The organism is Paenibacillus aceti (genome assembly GCF_003614185.1).
In the GTDB taxonomy this organism is placed as follows: domain Bacteria; phylum Bacillota; class Bacilli; order Paenibacillales; family Paenibacillaceae; genus Fontibacillus; species Fontibacillus aceti.
The window spans coordinates 3,264,129-3,290,768 of sequence record NZ_KZ987724.1 but is presented as its reverse complement, the minus strand read 5'-3'; the positions used below and the strand labels follow the sequence as shown (position 1 = coordinate 3,290,768).

The 26,640-nt window shown below is 50.8% G+C and carries 28 protein-coding genes and 1 riboswitch; of the genes, 21 read left to right on the top strand and 7 right to left on the bottom strand.

Annotated elements, in window-relative coordinates; translation table 11 throughout:
- Window positions 1–141: 141 nt before the first annotated feature.
- The 3 genes from selD to nagZ all read left to right on the top strand — a co-directional run bounded on the left by selD (window position 142) and on the right by nagZ (window position 3,697).
- The gene (selD, locus tag BFJ94_RS14685) at window positions 142–1,191 is read left to right on the top strand and encodes a selenide, water dikinase SelD (protein ID WP_120463335.1); all 1,050 of its coding nucleotides are present in this window, start codon (window positions 142–144) and stop codon (window positions 1,189–1,191) included.
- A 30-nt stretch (window positions 1,192–1,221) separates the two neighbouring features.
- A complete protein-coding gene (mnmH, locus tag BFJ94_RS14680; protein WP_120463334.1) occupies window positions 1,222–2,262 on the top strand; it encodes a tRNA 2-selenouridine(34) synthase MnmH in 1,041 nt (346 codons plus the stop codon).
- A 133-nt stretch (window positions 2,263–2,395) separates the two neighbouring features.
- Window positions 2,396–3,697 carry a beta-N-acetylhexosaminidase gene (gene nagZ, locus BFJ94_RS14675; RefSeq protein WP_120463333.1) on the top strand — a complete coding sequence of 434 codons (1,302 nt, stop codon included), beginning with the start codon at window positions 2,396–2,398 and terminating at the stop codon, window positions 3,695–3,697.
- On the opposite strand, the gene BFJ94_RS14670 is transcribed toward nagZ, so the two are convergent.
- Window positions 3,689–4,045 carry an MGMT family protein gene (locus BFJ94_RS14670; protein WP_120463332.1) on the bottom strand — a complete coding sequence of 119 codons (357 nt, stop codon included), beginning with the start codon at window positions 4,043–4,045 and terminating at the stop codon, window positions 3,689–3,691. The two genes, nagZ and BFJ94_RS14670, sit on opposite strands and share 9 nt — an antisense overlap.
- 132 nt (window positions 4,046–4,177) lie before the next feature.
- On the opposite strand from BFJ94_RS14670, the gene BFJ94_RS14665 reads away from it, so the two are divergent.
- On the top strand, window positions 4,178–5,011 hold the full coding sequence (locus tag BFJ94_RS14665; protein ID WP_240431913.1) for a DUF1361 domain-containing protein: 834 nt from the start codon (window positions 4,178–4,180) through the stop codon (window positions 5,009–5,011).
- The gene (locus BFJ94_RS14660) at window positions 4,920–5,510 is read left to right on the top strand and encodes a GNAT family N-acetyltransferase (protein ID WP_120463331.1); all 591 of its coding nucleotides are present in this window, start codon (window positions 4,920–4,922) and stop codon (window positions 5,508–5,510) included. Before BFJ94_RS14665 ends, BFJ94_RS14660 begins: the two co-directional genes overlap by 92 nt.
- A 130-nt stretch (window positions 5,511–5,640) precedes the next feature.
- On the opposite strand, the gene BFJ94_RS14655 is transcribed toward BFJ94_RS14660, so the two are convergent.
- Together BFJ94_RS14655 and BFJ94_RS14650 are read right to left on the bottom strand one after the other, a co-directional pair.
- Window positions 5,641–6,450 carry a histidinol-phosphatase gene (locus tag BFJ94_RS14655; protein WP_120463330.1) on the bottom strand — a complete coding sequence of 270 codons (810 nt, stop codon included), beginning with the start codon at window positions 6,448–6,450 and terminating at the stop codon, window positions 5,641–5,643.
- A gap of 33 nt (window positions 6,451–6,483) precedes the next feature.
- The gene (locus BFJ94_RS14650) at window positions 6,484–7,386 is read right to left on the bottom strand and encodes a LysR family transcriptional regulator (RefSeq protein ID WP_120463329.1); all 903 of its coding nucleotides are present in this window, start codon (window positions 7,384–7,386) and stop codon (window positions 6,484–6,486) included.
- A 256-nt stretch (window positions 7,387–7,642) separates the two neighbouring features.
- Between BFJ94_RS14650 and BFJ94_RS14645 the strand changes: the two genes are divergently transcribed.
- The 5 genes from BFJ94_RS14645 (at window position 7,643) to BFJ94_RS14625 (ending at window position 12,544) form a co-directional block, all read left to right on the top strand.
- The gene (locus BFJ94_RS14645) at window positions 7,643–8,098 is read left to right on the top strand and encodes a chemotaxis protein CheX (protein ID WP_120463328.1); all 456 of its coding nucleotides are present in this window, start codon (window positions 7,643–7,645) and stop codon (window positions 8,096–8,098) included.
- A gap of 101 nt (window positions 8,099–8,199) precedes the next feature.
- Window positions 8,200–8,979: an SDR family NAD(P)-dependent oxidoreductase gene (locus BFJ94_RS14640; RefSeq protein WP_308424651.1), complete on the top strand. Its 780-nt coding sequence runs from the start codon at window positions 8,200–8,202 to the stop codon at window positions 8,977–8,979.
- A gap of 180 nt (window positions 8,980–9,159) precedes the next feature.
- Window positions 9,160–10,551: a DEAD/DEAH box helicase gene (locus tag BFJ94_RS14635; RefSeq protein ID WP_120463326.1), complete on the top strand. Its 1,392-nt coding sequence runs from the start codon at window positions 9,160–9,162 to the stop codon at window positions 10,549–10,551.
- A gap of 28 nt (window positions 10,552–10,579) precedes the next feature.
- Window positions 10,580–11,326: an ABC transporter ATP-binding protein gene (locus BFJ94_RS14630; RefSeq protein WP_120463325.1), complete on the top strand. Its 747-nt coding sequence runs from the start codon at window positions 10,580–10,582 to the stop codon at window positions 11,324–11,326.
- Between the two features lie 3 nt (window positions 11,327–11,329).
- Window positions 11,330–12,544, top strand: coding sequence for an ABC transporter permease (locus BFJ94_RS14625; protein ID WP_120463324.1), 1,215 nt, complete (start codon window positions 11,330–11,332; stop codon window positions 12,542–12,544).
- 65 nt (window positions 12,545–12,609) lie between these two features.
- On the opposite strand, the gene BFJ94_RS25870 is transcribed toward BFJ94_RS14625, so the two are convergent.
- Entirely contained in the window at window positions 12,610–12,723 is a 114-nt protein-coding gene (locus BFJ94_RS25870; RefSeq protein WP_229716841.1) for a sporulation protein YjcZ, read from the bottom strand.
- A gap of 108 nt (window positions 12,724–12,831) precedes the next feature.
- Window positions 12,832–14,121, bottom strand: coding sequence for an aminotransferase class I/II-fold pyridoxal phosphate-dependent enzyme (locus BFJ94_RS14620; protein ID WP_120465250.1), 1,290 nt, complete (start codon window positions 14,119–14,121; stop codon window positions 12,832–12,834).
- A 196-nt stretch (window positions 14,122–14,317) separates the two neighbouring features.
- Between BFJ94_RS14620 and BFJ94_RS14615 the strand changes: the two genes are divergently transcribed.
- Complete coding sequence (locus tag BFJ94_RS14615) at window positions 14,318–15,103, top strand: helix-turn-helix domain-containing protein (protein ID WP_120463323.1); 786 nt, start codon at window positions 14,318–14,320, stop codon at window positions 15,101–15,103.
- 63 nt (window positions 15,104–15,166) lie between these two features.
- On the opposite strand, the gene asd is transcribed toward BFJ94_RS14615, so the two are convergent.
- A complete protein-coding gene (asd, locus tag BFJ94_RS14610) occupies window positions 15,167–15,964 on the bottom strand; it encodes an archaetidylserine decarboxylase (RefSeq protein WP_188831375.1) in 798 nt (265 codons plus the stop codon).
- Window positions 15,965–16,116: 152 nt separating this feature from the next.
- Window positions 16,117–16,228: riboswitch (TPP riboswitch) on the top strand.
- A gap of 131 nt (window positions 16,229–16,359) precedes the next feature.
- On the opposite strand from asd, the gene BFJ94_RS14605 reads away from it, so the two are divergent.
- From BFJ94_RS14605 to BFJ94_RS14595, 3 genes are read left to right on the top strand one after another with little or no spacing between them, the layout of a single operon-like run.
- Entirely contained in the window at window positions 16,360–16,965 is a 606-nt protein-coding gene (locus BFJ94_RS14605) for an ECF transporter S component (RefSeq protein WP_120463322.1), read from the top strand.
- Window positions 16,965–18,506, top strand: coding sequence for an ABC transporter ATP-binding protein (locus BFJ94_RS14600; RefSeq protein ID WP_229716840.1), 1,542 nt, complete (start codon window positions 16,965–16,967; stop codon window positions 18,504–18,506). Before BFJ94_RS14605 ends, BFJ94_RS14600 begins: the two co-directional genes overlap by 1 nt.
- Window positions 18,499–19,302 carry an energy-coupling factor transporter transmembrane component T family protein gene (locus BFJ94_RS14595; protein ID WP_120463320.1) on the top strand — a complete coding sequence of 268 codons (804 nt, stop codon included), beginning with the start codon at window positions 18,499–18,501 and terminating at the stop codon, window positions 19,300–19,302. The genes BFJ94_RS14600 and BFJ94_RS14595 overlap by 8 nt, the downstream gene beginning before the upstream one ends.
- A 62-nt stretch (window positions 19,303–19,364) precedes the next feature.
- Here BFJ94_RS14595 and BFJ94_RS14590 read toward each other — a convergent pair whose 3' ends face one another.
- A complete protein-coding gene (locus BFJ94_RS14590) occupies window positions 19,365–20,465 on the bottom strand; it encodes a YheC/YheD family endospore coat-associated protein (protein WP_120463319.1) in 1,101 nt (366 codons plus the stop codon).
- A 213-nt stretch (window positions 20,466–20,678) separates the two neighbouring features.
- Between BFJ94_RS14590 and BFJ94_RS14585 the strand changes: the two genes are divergently transcribed.
- The 7 genes from BFJ94_RS14585 (at window position 20,679) to BFJ94_RS14555 (ending at window position 26,638) form a co-directional block, all read left to right on the top strand.
- On the top strand, window positions 20,679–21,875 hold the full coding sequence (locus tag BFJ94_RS14585) for a glycosyltransferase family 4 protein (RefSeq protein ID WP_229716839.1): 1,197 nt from the start codon (window positions 20,679–20,681) through the stop codon (window positions 21,873–21,875).
- A gap of 140 nt (window positions 21,876–22,015) precedes the next feature.
- Window positions 22,016–22,831, top strand: a complete 816-nt coding sequence (locus BFJ94_RS14580; RefSeq protein WP_240431912.1) for a glycosyltransferase family 2 protein — start codon at window positions 22,016–22,018, stop codon at window positions 22,829–22,831.
- Between the two features lie 37 nt (window positions 22,832–22,868).
- The gene (locus tag BFJ94_RS14575; protein ID WP_229716837.1) at window positions 22,869–23,873 is read left to right on the top strand and encodes a glycosyltransferase; all 1,005 of its coding nucleotides are present in this window, start codon (window positions 22,869–22,871) and stop codon (window positions 23,871–23,873) included.
- 11 nt (window positions 23,874–23,884) lie between these two features.
- A complete protein-coding gene (locus tag BFJ94_RS14570; RefSeq protein WP_229716836.1) occupies window positions 23,885–24,616 on the top strand; it encodes a glycosyltransferase family 2 protein in 732 nt (243 codons plus the stop codon).
- A 31-nt stretch (window positions 24,617–24,647) separates the two neighbouring features.
- Window positions 24,648–25,379, top strand: coding sequence for a sugar phosphate nucleotidyltransferase (locus BFJ94_RS14565; protein WP_120463316.1), 732 nt, complete (start codon window positions 24,648–24,650; stop codon window positions 25,377–25,379).
- A gap of 50 nt (window positions 25,380–25,429) precedes the next feature.
- Entirely contained in the window at window positions 25,430–25,723 is a 294-nt protein-coding gene (locus tag BFJ94_RS14560; RefSeq protein WP_162944289.1) for a hypothetical protein, read from the top strand.
- Between the two features lie 15 nt (window positions 25,724–25,738).
- Complete coding sequence (locus BFJ94_RS14555; RefSeq protein WP_188831374.1) at window positions 25,739–26,638, top strand: GT-D fold domain-containing protein; 900 nt, start codon at window positions 25,739–25,741, stop codon at window positions 26,636–26,638.
- The last annotated feature ends 2 nt before the right edge of the window (window positions 26,639–26,640 follow it).

Below are 26,640 nucleotides of genomic sequence, written 5' to 3'. Positions count from 1 at the left end.
ACTAGAGTTTGCAATCGCTCCTTTTGAGGCAAATAGCAATACCTTGTTTCGTTGCAATTTGCCTTTTTTAAGGGGTTAGAGGTACGATTAATTAGTAGGTTTTAGGGCAAGCAATATTGAGAGGAAGGAAAGTGAATTCAAATGGAAGCTCCCAATACCGTAAGGTTGACAGCTTTATCCAGCAAGGGGGGATGCGGCTGCAAGATCGGTCCGGCCGATCTGATGCAGGTGATTCGCAGTCTGCCGCCTGCTGAAGCAAATCCAAATTTACTGGTTGGTCTAGATACGAGTGACGATGCGGGGGTATATAAGCTGAGTGAGGAGCTTGCGCTGGTGCAGACGCTGGATTTCTTCACGCCGATTGTAGACGATCCGTATTCCTTCGGACAGATTGCCGCAGCCAATGCGATCAGTGATATATATGCGATGGGCGGGAAACCGCTGACGGTGATGAATATAGTTGCTTTTCCGATCTCGACGCTGGATAAGAGTATTCTAGCGGATATCCTGCGTGGAGCTGCGGACAAGGTTCGCGAAGCCGGAGCTACTCTGGTAGGTGGACACTCGATCGATGATAAGGAGCCGAAGTTCGGTCTCGCGGTAACTGGCTTGGTGCATCCTGACAAGGTCAGAACGAATGCTGGCGCCAAGGCCGGCGATAAGCTGATCCTGACGAAGCCGATCGGGGTTGGAATCATGACGACCTCCATTAAGAAGGGGCAGCTTACTGTAGAAGAGACAGAGCGGGTTACCCGTGTCATGGCGACGTTGAATAAAAAAGCTGCGGAGATCATGGAGCCCTATGATGTGCATGCCTGCACCGATGTAACGGGCTTTGGCTTGATGGGACATGCCCTCGAGATGGCCAAGGGCAGCAATACGGGCATTCGGATCAAGCGGGATCAGGTTCCTGTGCTGCCGCGCGTTCGGGAGCTGGCAGAGGGTGGATTCATCCCTGGCGGAACGAAGAATAACTTCGCCCATGTGGAGGCGGATATCACATTCCCAGAAGCGATGGATCAGATCGATCGCTGGATTCTATGCGATGCAGTGACCTCGGGCGGGCTGCTGATCGCCGTCGGGGCCGCAGAGGCGGATTCCTTGCTGGCCGAGCTAGTTCAGGCAGGGGTGGAAGCGAGCCTGATCGGGGAGGTAACAGAGCAGCATCCAAGCCATATTGTGGTTGAATAGATCAAATGCAGCCAGAAAGGAAAGAAGCAGATGTTTCAGGATCTTAGCATACAGGAATGGCTGGAGAGACGGGAAAAGGGAATGACGATGATCGATGTTCGCTCCCCCTCGGAATATGCTGATGCGACGATTCCGGGCAGCCTTAATATTCCGTTATTTAACGATGAAGAGCGGGCTGAGATCGGAACGATATATACGCGGGTAAGCGTAGAGGCAGCCAAAGAGCGAGGACTGGAGATTGTGTCGGCCAAGCTGCCAGCCTTTATTCGGCAATTTGCGGATATCGAAGGACCCAAGACGGTATTTTGCTGGCGAGGGGGGATGCGCAGCAAGACGACAGCGACCTTATTATCCTTGATGGATATTCATGTCTGTCGTCTGGCTGGCGGTTATCGCAATTATAGAAAATGGGTCGTCTCGACCCTGGAAAGCTTGGAGTTTAAACCAAAAGCTCTGGTCATCCATGGGGATACAGGGAATGGCAAGACGAATATACTACGCAATTTACAGGCCAAGGGTTACCCGGTCATTGATCTGGAGGGGATGGCTGGACATCGCGGCTCGGCCTTCGGACAGATCGGACTGAGAGCCCATAACCAGAGAATGTTCGATGCTCTGCTTTTGGAGGAGCTGCTGCGCTTGAAGCAGGCGGATTATGTCATGCTGGAAGCGGAGAGCAAACGAATCGGCAAAATTTGCGTTCCTGACTTCATCCTGTCGAAGAAGGATCAAGGCTATCATGTCAAGCTCGAACTACCGCTGGAAGTACGAGTGCAGAATATTATCAAAGACTATGAACCCGGAAAGCATCCGCAGGAGTGCAAGGAAGCTTTTCAAAGGATTCGTTCCAAGATCCATGTTCCGATCGCCGCAGATATTGCTACGTACTTGGAGCAAGAACAATATGAGCAGGCCGTAGAATTGCTGTTGCTCCATTACTATGACAAACGGTATGCTTATTCGGAGCAATATTACGGGGATGGTGATTTCATCACGATTGCTGCAGAGACGATGGAGGAAGCGGAGCAGCAGGTTGAGCAGCTCTTGCAGAAGCTCTACCCTAGAGAATAAACAGTTGAGTGCAAGGGGACATCTGACGGGAGGATGTCTCCTTTCTATCTCATAGTGGATGTAATGATGAGGGCAGGGAATCCTAGCATACAACGAGCTTGACACACTAAGAAATAGACAGGAGGCATAACGTATGAGAGATAGATGGCTAAATCGCTACCTGGCCATTCCTTTGCTAGCTACCTTTATACTGATTGCAGGCTGTGGGGCAGGCGGAGCCGCCAATTCTGGCGCTATTAATGGCGCTAATACTCCAGCGGACAAGACGGAGGGAGACTCGACTAACGGGCAGTCCAGCGGTGGGAATGCTAATCTGTCGATCCCTGAACCGACAGATCCTGTTCAAGAGCAGCTAGCTGCGTTAAGCACAGCGGAGAAGATCGGACAACTGTTCATTGTCGGTATGGACGGGACTGAGAGCAATGAACCTATTCGCGAACTGCTGCAGAAGCGTCATGTCGGCGGGATTATTCTCTACAAGAACAATATCGTGAATACAGAGCAGGCGGTTGGCCTGCTGAATAAGCTCAAGCAGGAGAACAAGCACAATCCGGTTCCGTTATTCCTCAGTGTGGATGAGGAAGGCGGACGGGTCTCACGGATGCCGGCTGAGCTAGTGAAGCTACCTGCGGCGGGAAAAATCGGCGCTACGAAGGATTCGAAGGCTGCCGAGAATTTGGGGGAATTGATCGGTGCGGAACTGACAGGCTTCGGACTGAATATGGACTTTGCTCCTGTGCTGGATGTGAACAGCAATCCGGATAATCCCGTCATCGGAGATCGATCCTTCAGCGATTCCGCCGATGTGGTCAGCCAGATGGGGCTTGCGGAAATGAAGGGACTGAGCGGACAAGGGATCATTCCGGTCGTCAAGCATTTCCCGGGACATGGTGATACATCGGTGGATTCACATTTGGGATTACCGGTCGTCGAGCATGATATGGAGCGTCTGCGAGAGCTTGAGCTGGTGCCTTTTCAGGCGGCAATTGATGCGGGTGCTGACGTGGTCATGGTCGCTCATCTGCTGATGCCTCATCTGGATCCGGATCGCCCGGCTTCTTTCTCCAAAGCGGTCATTCAGGATCTGCTGCGCGATGAGCTTGGCTTCAAGGGGGTCGTAATCTCTGATGATATGACGATGGGGGCGATCTCCGAGCACTATCCAATCGGGGAGGCAGCGGTTCAGTTCATTCTGGCCGGCGGCAATATCGTCCTGGTCGGACATGAGATCGAGAAGGAAAAAGCGGCGATTCAAGCGATCACCGAAGCCGTAGAGCAAGGAACTATCCCGATGGATGTCCTGGATCAACGAGTATATGAAGTGCTTAGTCTGAAACAGAAGTTTAAGCTAAGCGATGACTCAGCCAAAGGGCCGAATGTGAAAGAGCTTAATCAGCGAATCACCCAATTTTTGACGGAATATAAGTTAAAATGATTCCTCCTCTGCTTGCTTAGGCTGCTCAGGCGAGGGTAAGGGCTGGGGTTGATGCTGATATTGTCCAAGATCAATCCTTCCTTCCATTTGGATATATACGCCCTCGCTTTCCAGCAGCAATCTTTGCAGAGAGGCTCCCTCATCGTCCTGGAGGGCGATCTCTCCTTTTGAGTTCACCACTCGATGCCATGGAAGCTGATATTTACGGCTCATGGAATGGAGAATACGGACGACCTGCCTGGCTGCCCGGGCACTTCCGGCCTCTTTGGCAATCTGACCATAGGTCATGACCTTTCCTTCGGGAATGGATGATATAATATGGATAACTTGCGTGGTAAATGGCTGCATCTGATAACGCTCCTTAGGATGTATCTATCCTGAATTGTACCAGAAATCGTAACTATCTGTTCACCCGATACGTATATGAGGTACAGATCTGAACATACTGCGTTAATAGGCAGAGAGAGGAGGAGATAGCTTTTGCAGCGCCGTTTACAAGAATTAGGCTATCCTATGAAACTGGTTATCTATTTAATATTGCTGATCGCTACCGTCATCGGATTAAAATATGCAGTAGAGCTTAAATCTCCGGGTGGGGGCAAGCCACCCTATTTATTTCTGATATGGAACACCTTCCTGGCCTGGATTCCACTGGGACTCGCAGTGATATTGGATCTGATCAGCCTGTTGGGATCACGTATCGCCAGGGGAGGATTGTATTTGACTGTCGGCGCAGTGTGGTTGTTCTTCTACCCGAACGCCGCGTATTTGATCACTGATTTACTGCATCCATTTATAGGCTACCCTACGGACAGCTATCGGTTCTGGGAGGCAATCCCTTTCTGGAACCATTTGAATACGGTATTATTCATCGCGATCCTCGGTCTTGCTCTGGGCTCACTGTCGCTCGCCTCGGTTCATCAATTAGTACGCCGGGCTTACGGGGGGTTCATCGGCTGGTGCTTTGCCATCTCTGTTCTGCTGCTTAGCAGCTTTGGCATTTACTTGGGAAGGTTCATCCGCTGGAATAGCTGGGATATCCTGCGCAGCCCGCTCACTATACTGCGGGAGACGAAGAATTACTTCACGGATGTAGATAATATGCAGCATGCGATAGGCTTCTGCAAATGGATTTTTCTGATTACCGCTTTCAGTTACTTGTTACTCTATTTATTCGGTAAACTGGGGAGCAATATGGCTTCTATTCCTAAGGAGCGAGAATATGAAACAGCAGCTAAGCATTCAGCAGCGGCTGAGAGTGAGATTTCCCGAATTGGTAAGCGAGCGGCTGCTGCTGCGAAAAATCGAATCTAAGGATTGCGATACTCTATTTCAATTTGTCACAGATCCTCTGGTCGGGCAGCATATGTCCTTTCAATCGGATACATTGCTCTTTCCAGAGCGCCTGTACCGCTATTTTGAGGAGAGCTACAGGAGTCTACGTGATCTTCATTTCGCTATGATCTGGAGAGATACGGGGGAGGTTGTGGGCATTTGCTCTTTGCAGCAGTGGTCGACCCAGGCTGGCAAAGCCCGGCTTGGATACTTAGTATCGCCCTCCTTCTGGAATCTGGGCATCGCTACCGAAGCTGCGGGAATGGTGTTGGATTTCGGGGTTAATACCCTTGGGATACATGAAGTGGAGGCGCGGTGTGCAGTAGACAATCCCGCTTCTGAGCGAGTATTGCAGAAATTAGGCCTGTCCTTCCGCGCTTATGTGGGGAACACGGTCGGTTATCGCGGAGAGAGCGAGGATCACAATCGACTTAAAGTATATTCTTTAATCAAGACTAGTGATTTGTTACACAAATGAAATATTACTGTGATGAACCTCTAATAGTGAGGGGGTACACTTAATACATGACCCCCTTTTGAATATATTTGTATTAGGAATCCGGCGAGAGTGCTCGGGTTCCCTTTTTTTTATCAGGTCGATGGAGTTACTACAAGGGCACGCTCACTTTTTGCTTATTCTTAAAATATACCCAATGATCAAACCCGATCTCGCGCAGTCGAGCTGCCACCTCGTTCCATTCATCACCGACCCGCGAAGGGGTATGGGCGTCTGAGCCGAAGGTCACATCGATGCCAAAATGCAGTGCTCTTTCGAGAATCGAGTCGGCCGGATACCATCCACCGGATAGCTTGGTTTTACCGGATGTATTGATCTCGATCACAATCTGTTGCTCGGCAATGACCTGTAAGGTCTCATCGATCGCAGCTGTGGCGGGAATTTCGGAGAAGGCGGGGTAATTGCCTTTCATCGCATCGATATGGCCGAGAATCTGGAACATCCCGGAGCGTGCGGAATCGCGAATCAATTCATAGTAAGCCTCTTTATCGGCAATTTGTTGCTCGGGGTTCAGCTTCTTCCAGCGGTTCTTGTTGAAGATGCTGACGTTCTTGACGCTATGCACAGAGCCGATGACATAGTCGAATGGATATCGGTTAAGTATATTTCTATAAACCTCAGCATGCTCGGGGAAATAATCCGATTCGATACCGAGCAGCACCTCGATTCTACCTGCGTATTTTTGCTTCAGGGACAGGACTTCCTCCACATAGCTGGCAAATTCGGATTTCGCCATTGCGATGCGCGGTTGAGCTTGATCCTCCTCACTCCCAAAATAGGGGGTATGATCACTGATTCCGATGACAGACAGCCCGGCTGCAATGGCTGCTTCAATATAATCCGGGATCGTACCATCGGCATGACCACAGCGAAAATGATGAGTATGAAGATCAAATTTCATATTAAGGACTCCTTTCTTAGCTGCCTTCTGTTACTATTCCGTGCTGATAAAATGGGTCTCCGGCATTCCCTTCAAATCACCGAGAAATTGCTGCATGGCAGAGTTGATATATCTGCTGGATTTATAGATGACGCCGACAGGGTGGGTGACTTCCAATTCGGGAATGGGGATCGTCTTCAGACTTCCCTGACGAAGCTCACGCAGAATGGACTGCTTGGAGATAATTGCGGCTCCGAGATTAATCTCGATCATCCGTTTCACTTCCTCACTGCTGGACAATTCCATGACGATGTGGGGTTCAATACCATGCCTCTTGAAAAGATCGTCGACGAACATTCTTCCTACAGTATCCGGGGAGAGCATAATTAACGGAACATCCTTCAACGCTTCCAAGGTGGGCACGGGCGTCGTCGCTAATGGATGATGCGGAGATACAGCCAGTTCAAACGTATCATAGTACAGTACTGAGGATAATACATGGGGATTATTCTCAATTAGATAGCCTATGCCGATGTCTACTAATCCCTGCTCCACGTTTTGATAAATGAGCGATGAAGGCATGGATTGGATCGTTGTCTTGATCAGCGGGAATTGATCCTGGAAATAGGATAGAATCCGGGGCAGGATTTGGATGGCGATCGAGGTCGTCGTTCCAAGCACAATATGCCCCTGTGGTGTATGCTCCATATCGGAGAGCTTCTGCTTCAACTCTTCGACAATATCGAGGATTTGCTCCGCTTTCTCCAGGAATACCTGTCCTCGGTCCGTCAGTGTCACCGGTTGATTGCGGTCGACCAGGACGCTTTTGAACTCATCCTCCAAGCTTTTGATTTGGGCTGAGACGGCAGGCTGGGTCAGATTTAACAGTTCTCCCGCTTTGCGGAAGCTTTTTGTTTTGGAAATGGTGATTAGTGTCTCCAGTTGACTGATATTCATCCCATGTCCTCCTTTCTTCCTCCGTCCTCCTTTTAATCCGCTTGAGGGCGGTCTTGAATCTTATTATATTTATTTTAATAATTATAGGTGATGATTAGGGCGCAAGGCAATGGCGTGATATGCCGATCACAATGATCTAGTTCCTTATACGCAGATCGAATTGTAATGACTTCTATCTGGGAATAAAGTATAATATATTTTAATAAATTACGGGACTTTAGTATCGATTAACTTTCTGTGAAAAGGGGACCAAATAGTGAAAGCGGAAATGATAAATCCTTTTCTTGAGTCGGCTCGGTCAGTGATTGAACAAGTGGTACAGGTCTGTCCTTCGACTGGCAGTTTAGATGTCAAGGATGTAGTGCCTGCCCGGGATCAAATTTGGATTCAAATTGATATGAGCGGTCATTTTAGCGGTATGGTCGTGTTCGGCTTACAGGAGAGCGTCGCCTTGAGAATCGTATCGGCCATGATGGGCGGCTTCGTATTGACGGAAATGGACGAAATGGGGCAGAGTGCGATCTCTGAGCTTGGAAATATGATTAGCGGTAACGCGAGTACGATTCTGTCGAATCAAGGGATCATGGTGGATATTACACCGCCTCGCGTCATTAAGACGGATCAGGACGATCTGCCTGCACGGAAGGCGCTCTGCATTCCTTTATTAATGGAGGGAATTGGCGAACTGGATATTCAAGTCATGGTGTCATAGAAGCTACGTTCTAGCTTCATCCAACCTTCTCGGTGCTGAACAGCAAACTTTTTGAACTTGAGTGATGAACTTGGGTTAGAATAGAAGCTGGGAGTTGAATAATCATGTCACTGAATAATAAAGTAATCGTAGTGACAGGGGCCTCCAGCGGAATCGGCGCCTTGACGGCGCAATTGCTGTCTCAGCAGGGGGCAACGGTCATTATCGCTGCCAGATCGCTACAGAAATTGCAGAGTGTCAGTTCTGGAATGATGGGCCCCTGTAGAATGATCGAGCTCGATGTAGGGAAGGATGCATCGGTTCAGTCTGCCTTTGAGCAGATTCTAGCGGAATTCGGGCATATCGATTGTCTAGTCAACAATGCCGGCTATGGGAAATTCGAATATTGCGATGCGATGCCTGTAGCTGAATTTGCGGAAATGATGAATGTGAACTATATGGGTATCGTTCGCTGCACCAAAGCGGTTCTTCCTGCGATGAAGAAGGCGGGGAGCGGAATCATCGTCAACGTGGCCTCGATGGCCGGTAAGCTCGGCACCGCGAAATCTACGGCTTATGCTGCGACGAAGCATGCGGTGCTAGGCTTCAGCAACTCATTGCGGCAGGAGCTGCGGGACTATGGAATCCAGGTAACTACGATTAATCCCGGCCCGATCGATACACCTTTCTTCCATATTGCGGATCCGGACGGAAATTATGTGAACAATGTGAAATGGTTCATGATGAAGCCGGAGCGGGTAGCCAGAGCCATGGTATCAGCTATTGAGAAAGGGAAGGCTGAGGTTAATCTGCCGCGTAGCGCTGCGATTGGTGTCAAGCTCTACCAGATGTTCCCGAGACTTGCGGATCGCTTGAGCTATCGGATGCTTAACAAGAAATAACACAACTAAAATGTGATCAAAAGAATGTGATCAAAAGCGGACAATGAGGCCGGCTGGCAGCAGCTGGTCTTTGTATTTTCAATGAGCATTTGTTGTATCCTAGCTTTATCGCATATAATGGAAGCAATGATCTGCTATTTCTAACAAAACATTGTAACTTTTAAGATAAGGATGGAAAAAATGTCTAATACAACTTTTACCGGTCTTGGCATCGGAGAATTACTTGCAGGGAAGCTGGCTGACTATGGCATTCAAGAGCCGACTCCTGTACAGGAGGAATGTATTCCGGCGGCTCTGGCTAGCCGTGATGTACTGGCCCAATCTCAGACAGGAACCGGGAAGACACTCGCCTACCTGCTTCCTCTGCTCGAACGGATGAACCCTGATGATAAAACGCTACAAGGCTTGATTCTAGCGCCTACTCAGGAACTGGCCATGCAGATTTTACGTGAGGCGGAGAAGTATGGCGAAGGGCTCGGCATCACCGTTCAAGCTTTGATCGGTGGGGCGGCGATCAAGCGGCAATTGGAGCGCCTGCGCCTGCATCCTCAGCTCGTCGTCGGGACGCCGGGACGAATTCGCGAGATCGTGGAGATGAGGAAGCTTAAGCTGCATACGCTGCGGACGGTCGTCGTCGACGAGGTCGATCAAATGTTCAAGCTTGGCGGAACAGCTGATGTGGAACGGATTTTACGCGGCACGCTACGTGAACGGCAATTGATGTTCCTGTCTGCAACGATCGATCAGAATATCCGTGCTCTGGCAGGCAAGGAAATGAAGGAGCCTGTCGAGGTTGAAATTGAGCCTGAGCAGCGGACATCGCGCAGCCTGGAGCATATCTACTTCAAATGTGAAGAGCGGGATAAAATCGATATGCTGCGTAGAGTGGTACGCCACTATAATCCTGAACGCGCGATCGTATTTATTAATAATACGACGGATATCGCTGAGGTCGAAGCGAAGATGAATTACGTGGGCTTAAGCGCAGGAGCGCTCTATGGAGACGCGGACAAAACTGTGCGCAGCGTGACGCTGCGCCGCTTCAGAGAGGGCAAGATCCGCCTGCTGGTCGCCAGTGATGTGGCAGCACGCGGACTAGACGTTGAGAATCTGACCCTCGTTATCAATCTGGACCCGCCGATCGATGCAGAGCATTATGTCCACCGTGTAGGCCGGACAGGACGGATGGGCCGTTACGGACTGGCGGTCTCGCTCGTGTCTCCCAAGGAGGAGTTCATCATGCGCAAGTTCTCGCGCGAGCTGGGTATTGATATCACGGCGAGCAGTTTATATCGAGGACAAGTGCTTGGAACAGATACCGATTCCAGGGAGAGAAGCAATACATCTGCTGGAAGATCCGGCTCCAAGATGAAGGAGCAGAGCACGGAGACGGCTCATACCTTGGCAAGTGAACAGGTGAGACGTCCTATCAAAACCAAAGCCAGAGAGACAAGTAATTCCGGCGGAGGGCGTATGAATAAGCCCGCCCCTGCGCGCAAGAAGTCCCGGGATCAGGACCGGAAGAATAAAGGGGCGCCAAAATGGCTGAAGGACAAGCAGAACAATCATTAATCCATGGATGTTAAGGGGGAATTCATCGATGAGTGAGATACCCGTATTGCAAGTAGAGGATTTAAGCGGCGGTTATAGTGTTGGACGGCCCGTACTGCATGACATTCAGTTCCAGGTGAACAAGGGCGAAATGGTCGGACTGATCGGTCTTAACGGGGCAGGCAAGAGCACGACGATGAAGCATATTCTCGGACTGATGTCACCGCAACGCGGCGCAATTACCGTACAGGGCAAGAAGCGCGAGGAGGATGCGGAGGCGTATCAATCCTCGCTCGCTTTTGTGCCGGAATCTCCGCTATTGTATGAGGAATTGACAGTACGGGAGCACTTGGAATTCGCGGCAAGAGCATATAATGTAGCGAAGGAAGATTATGAGGAGCGGGCGGCCAGGCTGCTCAAGCTCTTCAATATGGAGGAGAAGGCGGATAGCCTGTCTATGCATCTATCCAAAGGGATGAAGCAGAAGGTTATGATTATGTGCGCCTTCGTAGCCAGACCGCCGCTCTATATTATCGATGAGCCGTTCCTCGGGTTGGATCCGCTGGGCATTCGCTCATTGCTGGACTTTATGATAGAGATGAGATCCCAGGGCTCCTCGATTTTGCTCAGCTCACATATTCTGTCTACGATCGAGAATTATTGCGATCGCTTCATCGTGCTGCACCGGGGGGAGGTCATCGCTCAGGGGACGCTTGCTGAAATTGCAGAGCAGGCCAAGCTACCGGGAGCAGCGCTGGAAGACATTTTCTATTCTTTAGTTAAAGGCGGAGATTAGGAGATGGAGCTTCAAGAACTGCGCAGAAAGCGCAAATCGTCGTTTTGGAGCAAGGTGCTGCCATTTGTACCTTACGTCATTCAGAGCGGAGTCGCCGTTCTATTCTTGCTGCTACTGCTAGCCTTCGCGGCCTGGTACACAAATTTCCTGCAACATATTCCGCCGGGACTGCCGGTCCTGTGGATCATGCTGTTCCTACTCGGTCCGATGACGGTGTACTCCGGATTCCGGACCTATGTACAGCCTGCAGATATTATTTTCTTGCTTCCTCGGGAAGCTGATATGAAGTCGTATCTGTCTCCGGCTTACCGCAGCGGGGTTATATATAAGCTGATTGGACTATATATCATTCTGATCCTTGTGTGGCCGCTGTATATTCGCAGTGATGTAGACTCCAAGCCGCTCTGGCTGGTCATGCTCCTTCTTCTGCTGCTCAAGCTGCTCAGCGCTTACGGCTCATGGCAGGAGCTTAGGCTGACGACAGCCCGGGCCAGAATGTGGTACCGTCTGCTTCGCTGGTCCGTGATTCTGCTCATGCTGGCCGCCTGGTTATGGCAGCCTGCCTGGAAGAGCAGCATCTTCACGGTGCTGGTGGGCGTGAATTACATATTGGCCCTGCGTTTTCCAATGAAACACGCCGTACCGTGGGACAATCTGATCGCCGCGGAGAAGACGGGAGCCGCCAAAGTGATGATGTGGCTGGGCTGGTTTGTGGAAGTGCCTGCTGATGGCCAGAAGGTCATCCGTAGACGCTGGCTGTCCTCGGTCGGAAATCGTATGCCTTGGCAGCGTTCGACCGCGTATCGGTTCTTAATTACAAAGACGTTCATACGCAGCGAATTGCTAGGAATCGTAGCGAGATTAACGTTACTGGGCATGCTGCTGACCGGCTGGAACGGGGCTTCCTGGCTCGGCATCGGCTTGTATCTGTTCTTTACTTTTCTGATCGGCGCTCAGCTGACATCGCTGCATCAGATTCATGCCGATTCTCCAGCGGCTGCCTTTTATCCGCTGCCTGCCGGAGCACATAAGGCAGAGACGATACGGCTGGCATCGCGACTGCTGCTAGTGCTGGCGGTTCTGATGTGGATTCCTCTAACTGCGGCGTCATGGGAGGATAATTTGACCTGGGTGCTGCTTAGTCTTGTGCTCGCTATCGTTCTGGTATGGGGATTGAAGGCGACATGGGTCAAGAAGTGGAAGGAAGAGGATGAATAGAACAAAGAATGGGCCAGCGGTGATGCACCGCTGGCCTTCTGAACTAGTTGGAAGTTAAAGGTCGATTAGATGAATGTACGGCTGACAATGACAAGCAGGATGAAGAGTACGAGAATAACTCCTGTGCTGGTCCACAGTCCTCCGAATCCGCCTCTTCCTTCTTCGATAACTCCGCTCATGTACAATTCCCCTTTCTGATTAAGAAGATGATTTATACAATGTATGGTATGACTATAGCCGGGAATGTGCTTGGGCGAATGTATCGGTTGTCTAAGGAAAATTCAATTTTATTGCTGTAAATCCCGCACGCCCTGGTAAATCAGGTCGAACAGATCCTCGAGATTCTCCTCGCCAATACAGGAGAAGGCGATGCGCAGATCGGTGTCGCCAAGGGCGATCGTGCCGACGCCGTACTGATGAATCAGATGCTGGCGCAGTGCTTCGGCATTCACCGTCTTCAGCTTAAGACACATGAAGTAACCGGAGTTGAACGGATAATACTCCCAGACATCTCCGTATTTTCCGCTATTGAGCAGTGTCTTGACCTTGTTGGCGCGCCCTTTCATGATTTGGAATTTCTCTTCCTTTTGCGTGCGGAAATCCGGGGATTTGAGCGCCTGCAGCACGAAGGTCTGTGACGGATGCGATCCGCTGGATATGGTGGCGCGAATGATCCCGGTCGTCTTCTGCTCTAATGCGGCGAGAATCCCCGGATCCTCATGGGCATAGGTAATAAACCCGACTCGGAAGCCCCATACGTATTCTTCCTTGGTAGCGCCATCGACCTTGATCGGGAGAATCCGTGGATGGAGCCCGGCGAGCTGGCCGAACAGCGATTCTGTTAAGGATTCCTCAAAGAACAGGCCAAAATAGGCATCATCTGTTACAACAATAACCTGGATACCGGCTTCAGCAGCTTCGTGAATGGCAGCTACAATTTCCTGACCTTCCTTCGCTCCAGGTGTATAGCCCGTCGGATTGTTCGGGAAATTCAGGACTACGATCGCTTTGCCTTTATCCTTCTGCGCCAGCAGAGCTTCGCGAAGGCCTGCGCTGTTGAACTTCATATCCTCCGTAAAAAGCGGGTAATTGACGATCTTGGCATGACGGCGAATTCCGAAGGTTAGCTCATAGTTCTCCCAATTCTTATCCGGATAGATGACAGCATCGCCTTCATCCGCGAACAGATCGGCAACGACGCTCAGACCATGGGTTAGCGCATTGGTAACAATCGGACTGCCGAAGCTCTTAGTTGCCAGAGCCGGGTTCTCCTGAATCATTTTCTCACGCCATAATTTCCGCAATTCCGGTTTGCCTGCAGGCGGTGCATAAGGATATAAGTCCTGTGGCTTATAGGCGGACAAGGTGTCCTGAATAGCGGCAAGATGCATAGGAACACCATTCTCCGTTGCGATCCCGATCGTGGCATTATATTTCTTGGCGCCTGCGGACGCTTCGGCGGATTGGCTCAGGATCCCTTCCTTCGGGAAATAGATCTCTTTGCCCAGCGTTGATAACATATTATACACATTGCTCTGCTGCAGAGTATTATTTAACTGCTCTGCGAGTGGATTCAGGCTCATTCTCGTTCCATCCTTCCGAAATGAAATATAGTTTTCATATTCTGTAACTATAGGGACATTTTCCGCTTAAACTGCCTTACATTATATCATTTAGAGCATAGGCCGTCACGAGGCTGCATATGAAGATGTTCAAGCTATGGCAAAATTGAGTATAATACTGACAAGAACTGATTTTGAGGGAGGGAAGGACATGCTTCACGTTTCACCATCATCTTTTATCCTGAAGCCGGCATTTGCCAAAATTGTATGCGAACCTAACTGGAAATGGCGCAAACGAGAGAAAGCACTGGAGAACTATGATTTGTTCTATGTGTGGAGCGGGGAAGGAAATGTTGTCCTGAACAACCAATCCTATCAGGTAGGTCAAGGGAGCTGCTTCCTGTTCCGTAAAGGGGATCATCCAACGGCGACGCATAATTCACAGCGTCCGCTCGTGCTAACTTATATTCATTTTGATATTGATGAACCAGTGCTGGAGGTTCCGAAATCGTATCGGGTATTGGATCATACGTTGGATTTTGAATACATGCTGTCCCGTTATGTGCGTCTGTTCCTGGTGAATGCTTATGGAGCGGAGGAGGAGGCTCGTCTGATCTTGAAGCAGCTGCTTATTCACTTGCTGCGCGAGGAACGTGAAGTGCCCCGGGAGAAAAAAGCGAGTAATCAACTGGTCGAGGTGGTGCGCGAGGTGGCGAATTATGTCCTGCAGCATCCTGGACTGCCCCATAGGGTTGAGGATCTGGCTAGTCGGGCGGGATTATCGGCGCGTTATTTCTCGATCAAGTTCAAGGAGATTATCGGCATGTCCGTCCAGTCATATATTATTAAATGCAGAATTGACCGGGCCCAGCATTTGCTATTACATGCAGGGATGAACGTAACCGAGGTGGCTGATGCGCTAGGATACCGGGATATATTCTTCTTCAGCCGGCAGTTCAAGCAGTATACTGGCAAGAGTCCTTCGGAAATTCGCTAATCCGCTAACCAAGAACTAACCTCACATATGCTCAGGTCAGTTCTTGGTGGGGCACAGGCCTAACTACGAGGCTGGGGATCTGTGGAAATGTCCAAGCTGCGTGCCGACCTTGACCTTCTGTCCGATCTCCAGATCAGGTGAAGGCTCGAAGGTACCGCTCTGCGTCAGGAGTACGACGGTTGAGCCAAATTCAAAATAAGCCAGTTCATCGCCGCGTTCCCATTGCTTAGCTTCGCTGTCCACATATTTAATACTGCTCACATTCATCGCACCGACCTTGACGACGGCAACTTCCCCATATTCATGGGCCATATAAGTAATCAGCCGTTCGTTGCGGCAGAGTACAGAGCGCATATGGGTCATGCCGAAATCATTCACAGGATATACCTTACCCGGGATATGCTCGCTCTCAAGCTTCCTACCGCCAACCGGTGCATGAATACGATGGTAGTCGGTTGGGCTTAGATAGAGGACAAAGACGTATCCGTTCCGAAAGGCCTCGCTTCTTGGAGAATGGTTGAGCAGTTCATCGATGGAATAATCCTGTCCTTTTACATTGAGAATCGTGCTAGACTGAACCTGGCCCATGGCTGTGATCAACGCATCAACGGGACTTATCAGACTATCGGGGTCCGGGCAAATCGGACGCATTCCCGCTTTGAGCCTACGTGTAAAAAATTCATTGAGCGTACGATATTCTTTAATGCCTTTCTCTGCTTCATCCAATGCAATCCCATAAGCTTTAGCAAAGCGTGGAATGACAAACCTGCTCCATTTAGAATGGGAAAAGCGGCCTGTTAATCGGCAAATTGATTTCCGCGAGGAAAGCTCTGTCATCCATATCATCCATTTGGTAGCCAATTGTTATTTCCTCCCATAATTAAAGGGCAGATAGAGCTGCCATATTTACTTCCGCTATCTTGACATAGAATAGGGTCGAAAGCAATAAATATGAAAAAATTGTAATTGATACTTGCTAACTAGGAAAGATGTAGTGTATTGTATTGTTAATTGCATAGGGATACGGGGGCTTGAGTGAATCAGGCTGAGATGGCAGCATAATCCGCTGCAGACCGTTAATCTGATCTGGATAATGCCAGCGTAGAGAATCTATCGTCCTTTGATGTCTATTTGTAGACTCTTCGAGTCTGCATGGGAGGGACTTTACAACCGTCTGAGCTTATTCAGCCGGTTTTTTTGTTGTTCTCTAAACCGAATATCCCCGCAATAATATAGTAAATAAGGAGTGTTAGGTAATGGGAGAGGTTCAATTGCAAAAGGGAAGTAAGGGATTGAAGCTTAGCGATCTTCTGGTCACAGTGCTTATATCCGTCGTGCTCGGGGTGGTATACCATTTCTGGAGCTCGGTGTACAGTCTGCTATCTCCATTGTTCTTCCAGGCGGATGAACTGGTATACGGCATGTGGTTCATCGCCTCCACGCTAGTATTTCTCTTGATCCGCAAGCCGGGCGTAGCTTTGATTGCCGAGGTGGCAGCAGCTCATGTGGAAGTGCTGTTCGGCAGTGGCTGGGGCATACAGCTGCTCATTTATAGTCTGTTCCAGGGGCTGGCTGCGGAGCTGGTATTCGCCGCGTTCCGCTACCGCAAATTTTCTGCGCCAGTGGCTGGGTTGGCCGGGTTTGCTGCGGCGGTCGGCTCGCTGCTTCCCGATATTTTCTATGGATATGTTGCGGATTATGAGCCTTGGATGTTCATCGCCAAGTATTCGATGCGTGCGGTCAGTTCGGTTGTGATCGCTGGATTCCTGGCCTACAGTCTGGCGAAGGCGGTGGAGAAGACCGGAGTGACGAGCCTGCTTCGTCCGGTTGAGTCTAAAGATATGGCTGCCCTGGATGATTGATGATGACAGAGCTAGATATTATGGCAGGAGTGCAGGAGCTTCGGTTGAAATTCCCGGGGGAAGAGTCTTTCGTGTTCAAGGACCTGTCCTTCTCAGTCAGGCGTGGTGAGAAAGTGCTACTGCTTGGCCCGAGCGGCTGCGGCAAATCTACACTCCTGCAAGTGCTTAGTGGAATTATGCCTGAACTGGTCGAGGTTCCGATGAAGTGCAAGGAGAGGATTGTGCCGAAATCCAGAGGCGTATTGTTTCAGGACCCGGATACTCAATTCTGCATGCCTTATGTCGATGAAGAGCTGGCCTTTGTCCTGGAGAATTTATGTGTCCCGCGAGAGGAGATGGAGCCACGGATGCGGCAGGCTCTGGAGCAGGTGGGATTGTCCTTCAATCAGCTCCATATTCCAATCCAATCTCTGTCTCAGGGAATGAAGCAGCGCCTGGCGCTTGCATCCGTGCTTCTTGCTGATCCAGAGGTGCTGTTCCTCGATGAGCCCTCGGCATTACTTGATCCCGAAGGTCGCAAGCAAATATGGGAGGCCATTCACTCCATTGCCGATCAGCGGACGATGGTGATCGTGGAGCACCGGATTGAGGAGATGCTCGGGCTGGTCGATAGTGTTGTGTTGTTCGGCCCGGAGGGTCAAGTGCTTGGTCAGGCTTCTCCAGGGCGGTTATTCAGTGCCTATCGTGAGGAATTGGGACGATTCGGGATCTGGTATCCCGGGGTCTGGGAGGTGTTCTTCAAGTCCCATTCAGGCCAACTGCTGCTGGATAACCAAATGGAGGATATCAGCGGACTCTCGTTAGAGCCACTCATTGAATTGCAGCAATTCCGCGGCTTCCGGCAGCGGACTACTGTGATCGAGGTCGAGCAGGCCGAAGTATACCCCGGAGATTTCATCGTCATTACGGGGCCAAACGGCGCGGGTAAGAGCTCTCTGCTGCTTAGTCTTATGGGGCTTCTTCCTGCTGAGGGTGTGTACAGACTGAGGGGGAAGGATATGCATGCTGCCAAGTCAGGCAAGCGAAGGACTGAGCAGGCTGCACAGCAGATTGGATTTGTGTTCCAGAATCCAGAGATGCAGTTCGTAGCGGACCAGGTGAGTGAAGAGATTGCCTTCTCGCTGTATGAGGAGGGCTATGCCAGAGAGGATATATCGTCTTTGGTCAGGCAGAGCCTGCGTCAATTCGGGCTGGAAGGTCTGGAGCATCGCCATCCTTATCAACTCTCGCTCGGGCAGAAGCGGCGTCTAAGTGTGGCCGGATCTATCGTGTTGGATAAGGCGTTGCTGCTGCTGGATGAACCGACATTCGGGCAGGATGCGGTGAACACCTTCGCCATTCTAAGCTTATGCGAGGAGCTGCGAAGAAGGGGAATGGCCATCGTGATGGTCACCCATGAGGAGAAGCTTAGTGATACTATAGCAACCTTGGAGTGGAAAGTAGCGGACGGACGGCTTGTTTCAACCAAGTTGACGAAGCGCGGTCAGGAAATGGCCTTCAAGCGCAGAGTGGGGAACAGGAGAGTGGCTGGGCATGAATGATTTTCTGATTCCGCAGCATGTGAACTCTTTTCACCGGGCTAACCCGGTCGCCAAGCTTCTCTGTATGATCCTGCTGTTCATGCTTACTTTATTTACTCATCGGCTCGATTTTGTCTTCTATCAGATGGCCTGTTTCCTGTTATTGCTGCTCCTCTTCAGTGGCCATAGATTCTGGAAAATATCACTTATTATCCTCCCCTTCCTGCTGGTCTTCATCGCTTCTTCTTCAACGATGATTCTATTCGGCAAAGGGGATACAGTCTGGTGGAAGTGGGGGCTTATTCAGATTTCGCAAGAAAGCTTCTATCGAGGTATACACATCGGTTTCAAGTCCGTAACCTTCGCTATGGAAGGTTTGCTATTCGTGCTGACAACGCCATCAGTCGCCCTGTTCTATGCGCTGATGCAGAAGGCGAAGCTGCCGCCTAAATATGCCTATAGCTTCATGGCCTCGATCAGGCTGCTGCCCATGGTCTGGGAGGAGCTGCTTATCCGTCGCAATGCCTTGAGAATTCGCGGTGTCCGTTCCCTGCGGGGAGGTATGAAATGGCTTGGAATCCTCAAGTTATACATGGTTCCCTTGTTGGCTCAGGGAATTCGACGTGCCCATCGGGTAGCGGTTGCCATGGAGACGAAGGCCTTCGATGGACAGGGGGAGAGGAGCTATTACTATCCCTCGGAGTATTCAAAAAGTGACATATGGGTTATTCTTCTGTTAAGTGCAGCCGTTGCCGCTGCGCTGCTAATGTCGATTCTGCTGCCTCCGTTCGGAATTACCGATGTAAGGTACCGTTAAGGCTGATCTCAAAAAACCGTCAGGGAGATTTGCCCTGACGGTTTAACGAAATTCCTGTCCAATTATTTAGTGGCTATTAATTGCTGATGATTCAGCAAATAACGGGCATGGGCCATAGGTGTGCGGTAAGTGTCCTTCCAAATTTCTGTCATCCCGGCTTTACGAAATCCGTAGCGTTGATCTCGTCCGTTGCATTCTATAAAGTAAGGGCGTCCGTTTCCCGTAAGACCGATGTCTAGCCCCAGATCGGCTAACAGCGGCAAATTCGCGGATAGCTCAGCGGCGATAGAGAGCGATAAAGATTTAACATGAGCGAGGACGCCGGCTACGATAGTAGCAGGCAGCAATTCATTCAGCAGCAGAGTTGCCGGGTATGCTGTCCCTCCCTTAGCGATGTTGGAGACGAAGCTATCGGAGGGGGCAACCTTGGCATAGAGACCGGTCACATTCCATATGCCGTTAATTCCTTTCTGTACAGTAACCCGCAGGTCTAGCGGCCGATGATTGTATTCAAGTAGAGGGATTCGATCCTGTACCAGATAAGGAGTGCGGGCGAGCAGCTTCCTGACCCATAGCGGAAGATCGCCAGGGTATAATTGCGAGTTGATCCAGCCTTTATTTCGTGAGGAGTAATGAATCATCTCCCAGCCTCTGCTTCCTTTTCGCAGCCGTATAATTCCATGACCTACTGATCCGCGTACTGGCTTAAGAATAAGGTCGGTATACTGCTCCATCATTTGCTGCAGTCCGGAAGAGGTTGCGGGAACAGAGACAGGCAGGTAGCTGCGAAGATACTTATTGTTCCACAGCAGCTTGTGGATCAGATCCTTACGGTAGCGGTTATTGGCATTGAACACGCTGGTTCCTTGCGAAATAAGCTGGAGGACATTCCTGTGGACGGCCGGGTCCGAGTATAAAGCCCGATTGTGGATGACCTTTGGGATAGGGATGACAGCTTTAGCATATTCGCGGCCATTGTACATATAGGCAATGCATTTTCCCTGTTTCAAGTCGATATCGCCCAGGCGGAGGAAACAGGGAATGAGATTGAATTCCTTAGCGACTTCCTCGTAATTTTTGATCGATTCCTGACCGGTACGTCTTGTGGGAATACCACGAAACATGCTGGAATTGAGCAGGATTCCGACGTGGTTTTGCCCCATAGTGTTCCTCCTTCCTCCTTGAGCCTTCTTTAACACTCTATGTTGGACTGACCCGAAAGCGTGGACGACTGTTCTGCGACAACAGCCTGTTTTATGATGCGGGCTTGGTAGTCACCTTTTACAGATTGCAGCCGTATATTTATCAGAGATCATGCTTGATCCCCGAGTGGCTTGATGAGCAATCTTTGAAGAGATTTATGCGGAGGGCTGGAAATGAATAGTGTTGTAATGGTTGACCAGGAGAGAAAGTCGATGACGGGACGTAAGAAGGTAGCGGTGATTACTCCAGGCTCCTTTGTCATTCCGTCAGGCAGGAGCAGTTCCGTCGAGAGGGTGATTGAGAAGGTTGCCCCGCTTGCCGCAGATGAATTGAATATTCGCATATTCGGAGTAGCGGACCGCCAGCTTCCGAATATCGGCATGGTAGGCTCTGTCCCTTGCTATCGGCTGCCAGGCGGACGCCGTTATTTACAATCGGTTCTGCAGCATCTGCGTAAATGGCATCCGGATACCGTAGATGTGCATAACCGCCCAAGACTGGCTTCCCAGATCAAAGGCAAGCTGCCCTTCACTCGCGTGCTGTTGACCCTTCATTCTACAACCTTTATAAGCGCTACTTACCGCCCTAGCTCCGAGACCTTCCACTGGTTGAACAGCGTGGATGGCATTATAGTGAATAGCCAATATTTGAGCACTGAGCTTAGACTTCGTTTTCCCCAACTGCAGGTGCCGATCCAGGTTAATCCGTTGGGAGTAAGTCTGGAGGATTTTCTGCCTCGTTGGACCCCGCTTGGCGAATCCTTGCGTCAGGCCAGGCTAGCGGATTTCGGCTGGGAGAACCGGAAGGTTGTGCTCTATGTAGGAAGACTGCTGCCGACAAAAGGCGTACACCATATACTGAATGCCTGGCCCGCGATTCAGGAGCAGGTACCTGATGCGATGCTGATCGTCGTGGGCAGTGCATTCTATAGCGCTCAGCGGGAGACCGGTTATGTCCGTAAGCTGAAGAAACTCGCTGAGCCTTATCAAGATCGTATCGTGTTCCTTCCATATATTGAGTATCCTAAAGTGGCAGATTGGTATAATCTAGCCGATGTGGTGGTCGTTCCTTCAGGCGAGGAGGAAGCGTTCGGCCTAGTGAATGTGGAAGCGATGGCCGCAGCGATTCCCGTCGTTGCTGCCAATACAGGGGGAATCCCCGAGATCATCGATGATGGTCGCTCCGGGTTCCTGCTTCCCTCGGAAGGTCTCTCGTACAGATTGGCTGAGCGGGTAACCTATCTGCTTGGAGATGAGGACTTACGACGGAGGATGGGCTGCGCTGGCAGGGAATTGGCCCGAATTCGATTTCGCTGGCAGCACACCGCAAAGCGGTGGGGAGATTTAATAAGAGGAACTGATGGAATATAATAGCTATTAGCGCGCGGGGAAGACGTTCCCGCGCTATTTTTTTGCGATTGAACATGATTGTACATTTGCCGTTACACCGTTTATTAGCTGACATACACTGTTCTATATAGTCTGGTACAACAAGACGGGGAGGTGCAGGCTTGATCAGAAGAAGGAAGAGAGGCTTGGTCCCAAGTACCAGAAAGTCGGCTCCAAGGCGAAGGCTGCCGAAGATCGTAAATCACCCGAATCCCCTAGTATCTATCATCATTCCGGCGATGAATGAAAGAACCCGACTTCCCGCTGTACTGCGCGAAGCTGGCCGAGTTCATCCGTGCAGTGAGACGATTGTGGTCGCGAATGGTTCAACGGACAGCACAGCGGAGATCGCTGCCGCCATAGGGGCCAAGGTGCTCCGTTATGCCGAGCCGTTAGGCCATGATGTGGGCAGGCGTATCGGTGCAGAGGCAGCCAGGGGAGAGGTGCTGCTGTTCATCGATGCCGATATGATCATTCCAGCGGCGCGGCTGAGGCCTTTTGTGAATGCTGTGCTGTCCGGTATGGATGTAGCTTTAAATGGATATTCCGGTCCGGTGAACAGGACGGATGCGCATCCGGTGGTGATCGCGAAGCATACGTTAAATGCTTGGCTGGCACGCCCGGATCTGCAAGGTGGCTCCTTGACGGCAGTCCCCCATGCTCTAAGCCGGCGCGCTGTCCTCGCTATTGGCTCTAAATCGCTGGAGGTGCCTCCATTAGCTCATACTGTGGCTATCGTAAAGGGACTGGATGTGCGTATAGCAGATATGGTGGATGTAGGAAGAATGAACCCGGTTCGCAAGCCGTTTGGGGGTCAGGACCCGTTAACTTCACTCGTGGTCGGCGATCATTTAGAAGCGATCCATTGGCTGATTCAAGAGCGTGGACAACGCGGTGGCTATAGGGATCTGGGCAGATTACGAAGCAAGGTGAGGTGATGAAATGCGAATGCGGATGCGGATGCGAAAAATGCGAATGATCACACGTAGAAAAAAGACGAGGAAGTACGGCAATAGTGGACGTCATCGAAGACGACAGCTTGCGGGAATCAATCCGGCAAGAAGCCGTTCTGCGAGAAATCATCCTTCCGTAAGGCGAAGGACCCGGCAGCATAATGATATCAAGGATAGCAGCATGAGAGGTGCAGGATCAAGCAGTCCGCCAGAGCTCGAGTCACTGGTACTGAAGGGTGAAAGAGAAGCTCAGCCTGGCAACTACATCCCGCTCTCGTTTATGGGAACAGCGGCGGCGGTCGTCATTGCTAGTAATGAGAGAGCCACCTTGAATTCCGTCGTGGAGGAGCTCATTCGTCTGCCGCTCCAAGAGATTATCGTGGTACTCAATGGCTGCAGTGACGGCAGTTTCTCAGCATTGGAGCATCACCCCCGCCTCATTAAGCTGAGCTTCCCGGAGCGACTAGGCCATGATGTAGGCCGAGCTCTGGGTGCGGCAATGACGACCTGTGATTCCGTCTTATTCGTGGACGGGGACCTGCCAGTCGCCGCGGAGGATTTGGCTCCATTCCTGCTCGCGATTGAGCAAGGGAGCGATGTGGCTCTCAATGATATCACTCCGTTTCTGCCATCCTTCATGAAGCAGGATGCCGTGACATACAGCAAGATGTTCCTGAATATGACGCTCGGTCGGAGGGACTTATTAGCCAATTCTCTTACTGCAGTTCCCCACGCCCTGTCCCGCAAAGCTCTGAATACGCTAGGTCATATCAGTCTAATCGTACCTCCCAAGGCACATGCATTGGCACTCCTCCATGGCCTTACAGTCACAGCACCTCATTCTGTAAATGTAGTGAAGAAGAACCGTATTCGCAGCACGAATACAGGGCCGACCAATGCGGTAGCCGGATTGATTAAGGGTGATCATATTGAAGCGTTGGCGGAAGTGATGAAGGCTTGCGGCACGCGCTTGAATTTCACAAGGCTCACTCGCGGCGAGCTGGCGAAAGTGAGGAATGGACGTTGAGGGAGTTCAGCTTGACTAGTATTATTATTCCGACCTATAACGGCCTGCAGCTACTGGTCCCTTGTGTGGAGGCGATTCGCCGCTTCACTGAAGTTCCGTACGAGATCATTATTGTGGATAACGGGTCTCAGGACGGAACCGCCGAATACGGTCTGCGTGAAGGGCTTATCGTTATATCTCTAGCTGATAATGCGGGATTTCCCGCTGCATGTAATCGGGGAATGAGCATTGCTGCGGGCGATCAGATTCTGCTACTGAACAATGATGTGATTGTATCGCACAATTGGCTTAGCAATATGCTAACAGCCTTGCATAGTGCGGACCATGTCGGCCTGGTAGGGCCGGTAACGAATTACTGCAGCGGCAGACAGCAGCTGGAGGTGAGCTGGAATGGACTTGAAGAGTATTATGCTCATGCTGAGCAATACAATCGATCAGATCCGGCAAAATGGCAGGAGGTTCAGCGGCTCGTTGGAATGTGTCTGCTGTTCAAGCGCCAGCTGCTCGATGAGATGGGGCTGCTCGATGAGCGATTCTCACCGGGGCATTATGAAGATGATGATTACTGCTATCGGGCTCGAAGGCAAGGATACCGCCTGTTGATCAGCGGGGATACATTAGTCTATCACGCCGGAAGCGCCAGCTTTAAACAGCATCATCCCGACGGCTGGAAGGATCTGGTCGGACGGAATCGAGGCTTGTTTATCGAAAAATGGGGCGTGGATCCTTGGCAGTTTATATAAGAAGGTATTTACTTTGAAGGAGGGGGAGTTCATGAAAGGTGTGATTTTGGCAGGCGGCACCGGAACACGTCTGTATCCGTTAACCCGATTAATTAATAAGCACTTGCTTCCGGTCGGGCGATACCCTATGGTCTGCTATGGCATAGAACGGCTGCGTCAGGCCGGAATCAACGATATTCTCATGGTGATTGGCAAACAATCGGCGGGTCTCTATGCTGATTTCTTCGGCAGCGGGGAGAACTTCGGCGTCAAGCTGAATTTCCGGGTTCAGGAATCCGCCGGAGGGATCGCTGAAGCGCTGGAATTAGCCGAGGGATTCATAGCTGCTGGAGAGAAGTTCGTCGTATTGCTCGGGGATAACTTATTCCTCGATGATTTGACACCTTATGTGCAGCAATATGAACAGCAGCAGAGTGGCAGCGCCAGAGTATTACTCAAGCCTGTGGATGATCCGAGACGTTATGGGGTTCCTGTCTTCGATCAGAAGCAACCTGAGCTTATTACTTATATTGAAGAGAAGCCGAAGCATCCCAAATCGAAGTATTCAGTAACCGGAATTTATATGTATGATGACACGGTGTTCAGCATCATTAAGGGGATAAGCCGTTCGGCCCGGGGAGAGTTGGAAATTACGGATGTCAATAACCGATACGCGGAGCAAGGCAAGCTGGAATATGACATTTTGAAGCTATGGTGGGGCGACGCGGGGACCCCTGAGTCATTGCGTGAGGCGGAAGTGTATATGAGGGGCGTGCTGCCCTAAGTCATAAGTCAGGATGGATCGTTTCACCAGTCTGGAGAGGAGCGGGATTGATGTCGGTCAGAGGATATAATTCCCGAAAGGTCGGCAAGAGCCGGAGAATAAGGAGGGTGCCTCGTCTGGCCGGCCCCTTGTCATACGGAGAGCGCAGTGGGCGCAGGTCGCGGCGTGGTCCATGGCAAAGCACATCGACTTGGCATCCGCGGAGCGGATTGGCGAGGGGGAAAAAACGCAGAAGCCAGCGGCGCCCCCGCCAGATTAATCAAGGTTCGTCCCGCGGGATCTATACAGCAAAAGGGACGGGCGAGAATTGGGCAAATGAGCAAATTCGGGAGTCTGATGAGTAAAAAACATATAAAAGTATGAGCGATCCGGTCGAGGTGCCTTGGGTGGCACCGACGCCGCCAAATCTAGACAACTCCCATAAGGAGGCCGAAGCTGCGGCCTATGAGGAAGGATATCGGCAGGGGGTGTACGATGGCGGAGAGGCCAAGCTAGGTCAGCTGATACCCAAGCAAATGATCTTGCCTGAATTGACGGTGGATGACGTTATACAAGCCGGAATGCGCAGCTTGACCTCCTCATTGGTGCCGCTCATTACAACTGATGCTGTCAGTCGGGAGCTGAATGAGGCGCTTATACAGGGCAGATCCTTCTCATTGGTACGACTCGGTGATGGCGAGCTGTTGACGTTAGCCCATGATACGGTCATGCCAGTGGAGCAGGTACAGCGCTGGGGGGCCTTTTTGCCGTATGCAGGAGTCAATCTTCCGGACCCTCACGCACGAATTGATATGGCCAGGGCGATCTCGCGGGCAAGTATCGTCGGTATCCCTGAATCCCGGCATCCTTCCTATCAAGGACTCCTGTTTCCAGTTCTTCGATATTATGGAATTGACTACAGGAAGCTGAGGCTGGCTTCATCTATTGTGAACTATGCGCTGAATGAGGAAGGATGGCTGAGACCTCTGCTGACCGGACGTAAAATTCTATTGATCGGCAATGAGTCTCCGCGCCTGGCCGTGTATTTGCAAGCGAATGGGCTACAGATTCAGGGAGTGGTCACTCCGGTTCGCGGCGTCTCTGATATCCAGCGCATCATGGAGCAGATTGCCGCTATTGATTTCGATATTGCGTTCGTGGCGGCGGGAATCGCGGCTGTAATTCTATGTGTGCGGATCGCCGAAGAGAGGGGCAAGGTTGCGCTCGATATGGGCCATCTGGCGGATAAATTCAATTCAGGAGAAATGACGCTCAATTAAGA

Coding starts and splice junctions, on each gene's coding strand:
- selD (WP_120463335.1), top strand. CDS start 142: ATGGAAGCTCCCAATACCGTAAGGTTGACAGCTTTATCCAGCAAGGGG.
- mnmH (WP_120463334.1), top strand. CDS start 1,222: ATGTTTCAGGATCTTAGCATACAGGAATGGCTGGAGAGACGGGAAAAG.
- nagZ (WP_120463333.1), top strand. CDS start 2,396: ATGAGAGATAGATGGCTAAATCGCTACCTGGCCATTCCTTTGCTAGCT.
- BFJ94_RS14670 (WP_120463332.1), bottom strand. CDS start 4,045: ATGCAGCCATTTACCACGCAAGTTATCCATATTATATCATCCATTCCC.
- BFJ94_RS14660 (WP_120463331.1), top strand. CDS start 4,920: ATGAAACAGCAGCTAAGCATTCAGCAGCGGCTGAGAGTGAGATTTCCC.
- BFJ94_RS14655 (WP_120463330.1), bottom strand. CDS start 6,450: ATGAAATTTGATCTTCATACTCATCATTTTCGCTGTGGTCATGCCGAT.
- BFJ94_RS14650 (WP_120463329.1), bottom strand. CDS start 7,386: ATGAATATCAGTCAACTGGAGACACTAATCACCATTTCCAAAACAAAA.
- BFJ94_RS14635 (WP_120463326.1), top strand. CDS start 9,160: ATGTCTAATACAACTTTTACCGGTCTTGGCATCGGAGAATTACTTGCA.
- BFJ94_RS14630 (WP_120463325.1), top strand. CDS start 10,580: ATGAGTGAGATACCCGTATTGCAAGTAGAGGATTTAAGCGGCGGTTAT.
- BFJ94_RS14625 (WP_120463324.1), top strand. CDS start 11,330: ATGGAGCTTCAAGAACTGCGCAGAAAGCGCAAATCGTCGTTTTGGAGC.
- BFJ94_RS25870 (WP_229716841.1), bottom strand. CDS start 12,723: ATGAGCGGAGTTATCGAAGAAGGAAGAGGCGGATTCGGAGGACTGTGG.
- BFJ94_RS14615 (WP_120463323.1), top strand. CDS start 14,318: ATGCTTCACGTTTCACCATCATCTTTTATCCTGAAGCCGGCATTTGCC.
- BFJ94_RS14605 (WP_120463322.1), top strand. CDS start 16,360: ATGGGAGAGGTTCAATTGCAAAAGGGAAGTAAGGGATTGAAGCTTAGC.
- BFJ94_RS14600 (WP_229716840.1), top strand. CDS start 16,965: ATGATGACAGAGCTAGATATTATGGCAGGAGTGCAGGAGCTTCGGTTG.
- BFJ94_RS14595 (WP_120463320.1), top strand. CDS start 18,499: ATGAATGATTTTCTGATTCCGCAGCATGTGAACTCTTTTCACCGGGCT.
- BFJ94_RS14590 (WP_120463319.1), bottom strand. CDS start 20,465: ATGGGGCAAAACCACGTCGGAATCCTGCTCAATTCCAGCATGTTTCGT.
- BFJ94_RS14585 (WP_229716839.1), top strand. CDS start 20,679: ATGAATAGTGTTGTAATGGTTGACCAGGAGAGAAAGTCGATGACGGGA.
- BFJ94_RS14575 (WP_229716837.1), top strand. CDS start 22,869: ATGATCACACGTAGAAAAAAGACGAGGAAGTACGGCAATAGTGGACGT.
- BFJ94_RS14565 (WP_120463316.1), top strand. CDS start 24,648: ATGAAAGGTGTGATTTTGGCAGGCGGCACCGGAACACGTCTGTATCCG.
- BFJ94_RS14560 (WP_162944289.1), top strand. CDS start 25,430: ATGTCGGTCAGAGGATATAATTCCCGAAAGGTCGGCAAGAGCCGGAGA.
- BFJ94_RS14555 (WP_188831374.1), top strand. CDS start 25,739: ATGAGCGATCCGGTCGAGGTGCCTTGGGTGGCACCGACGCCGCCAAAT.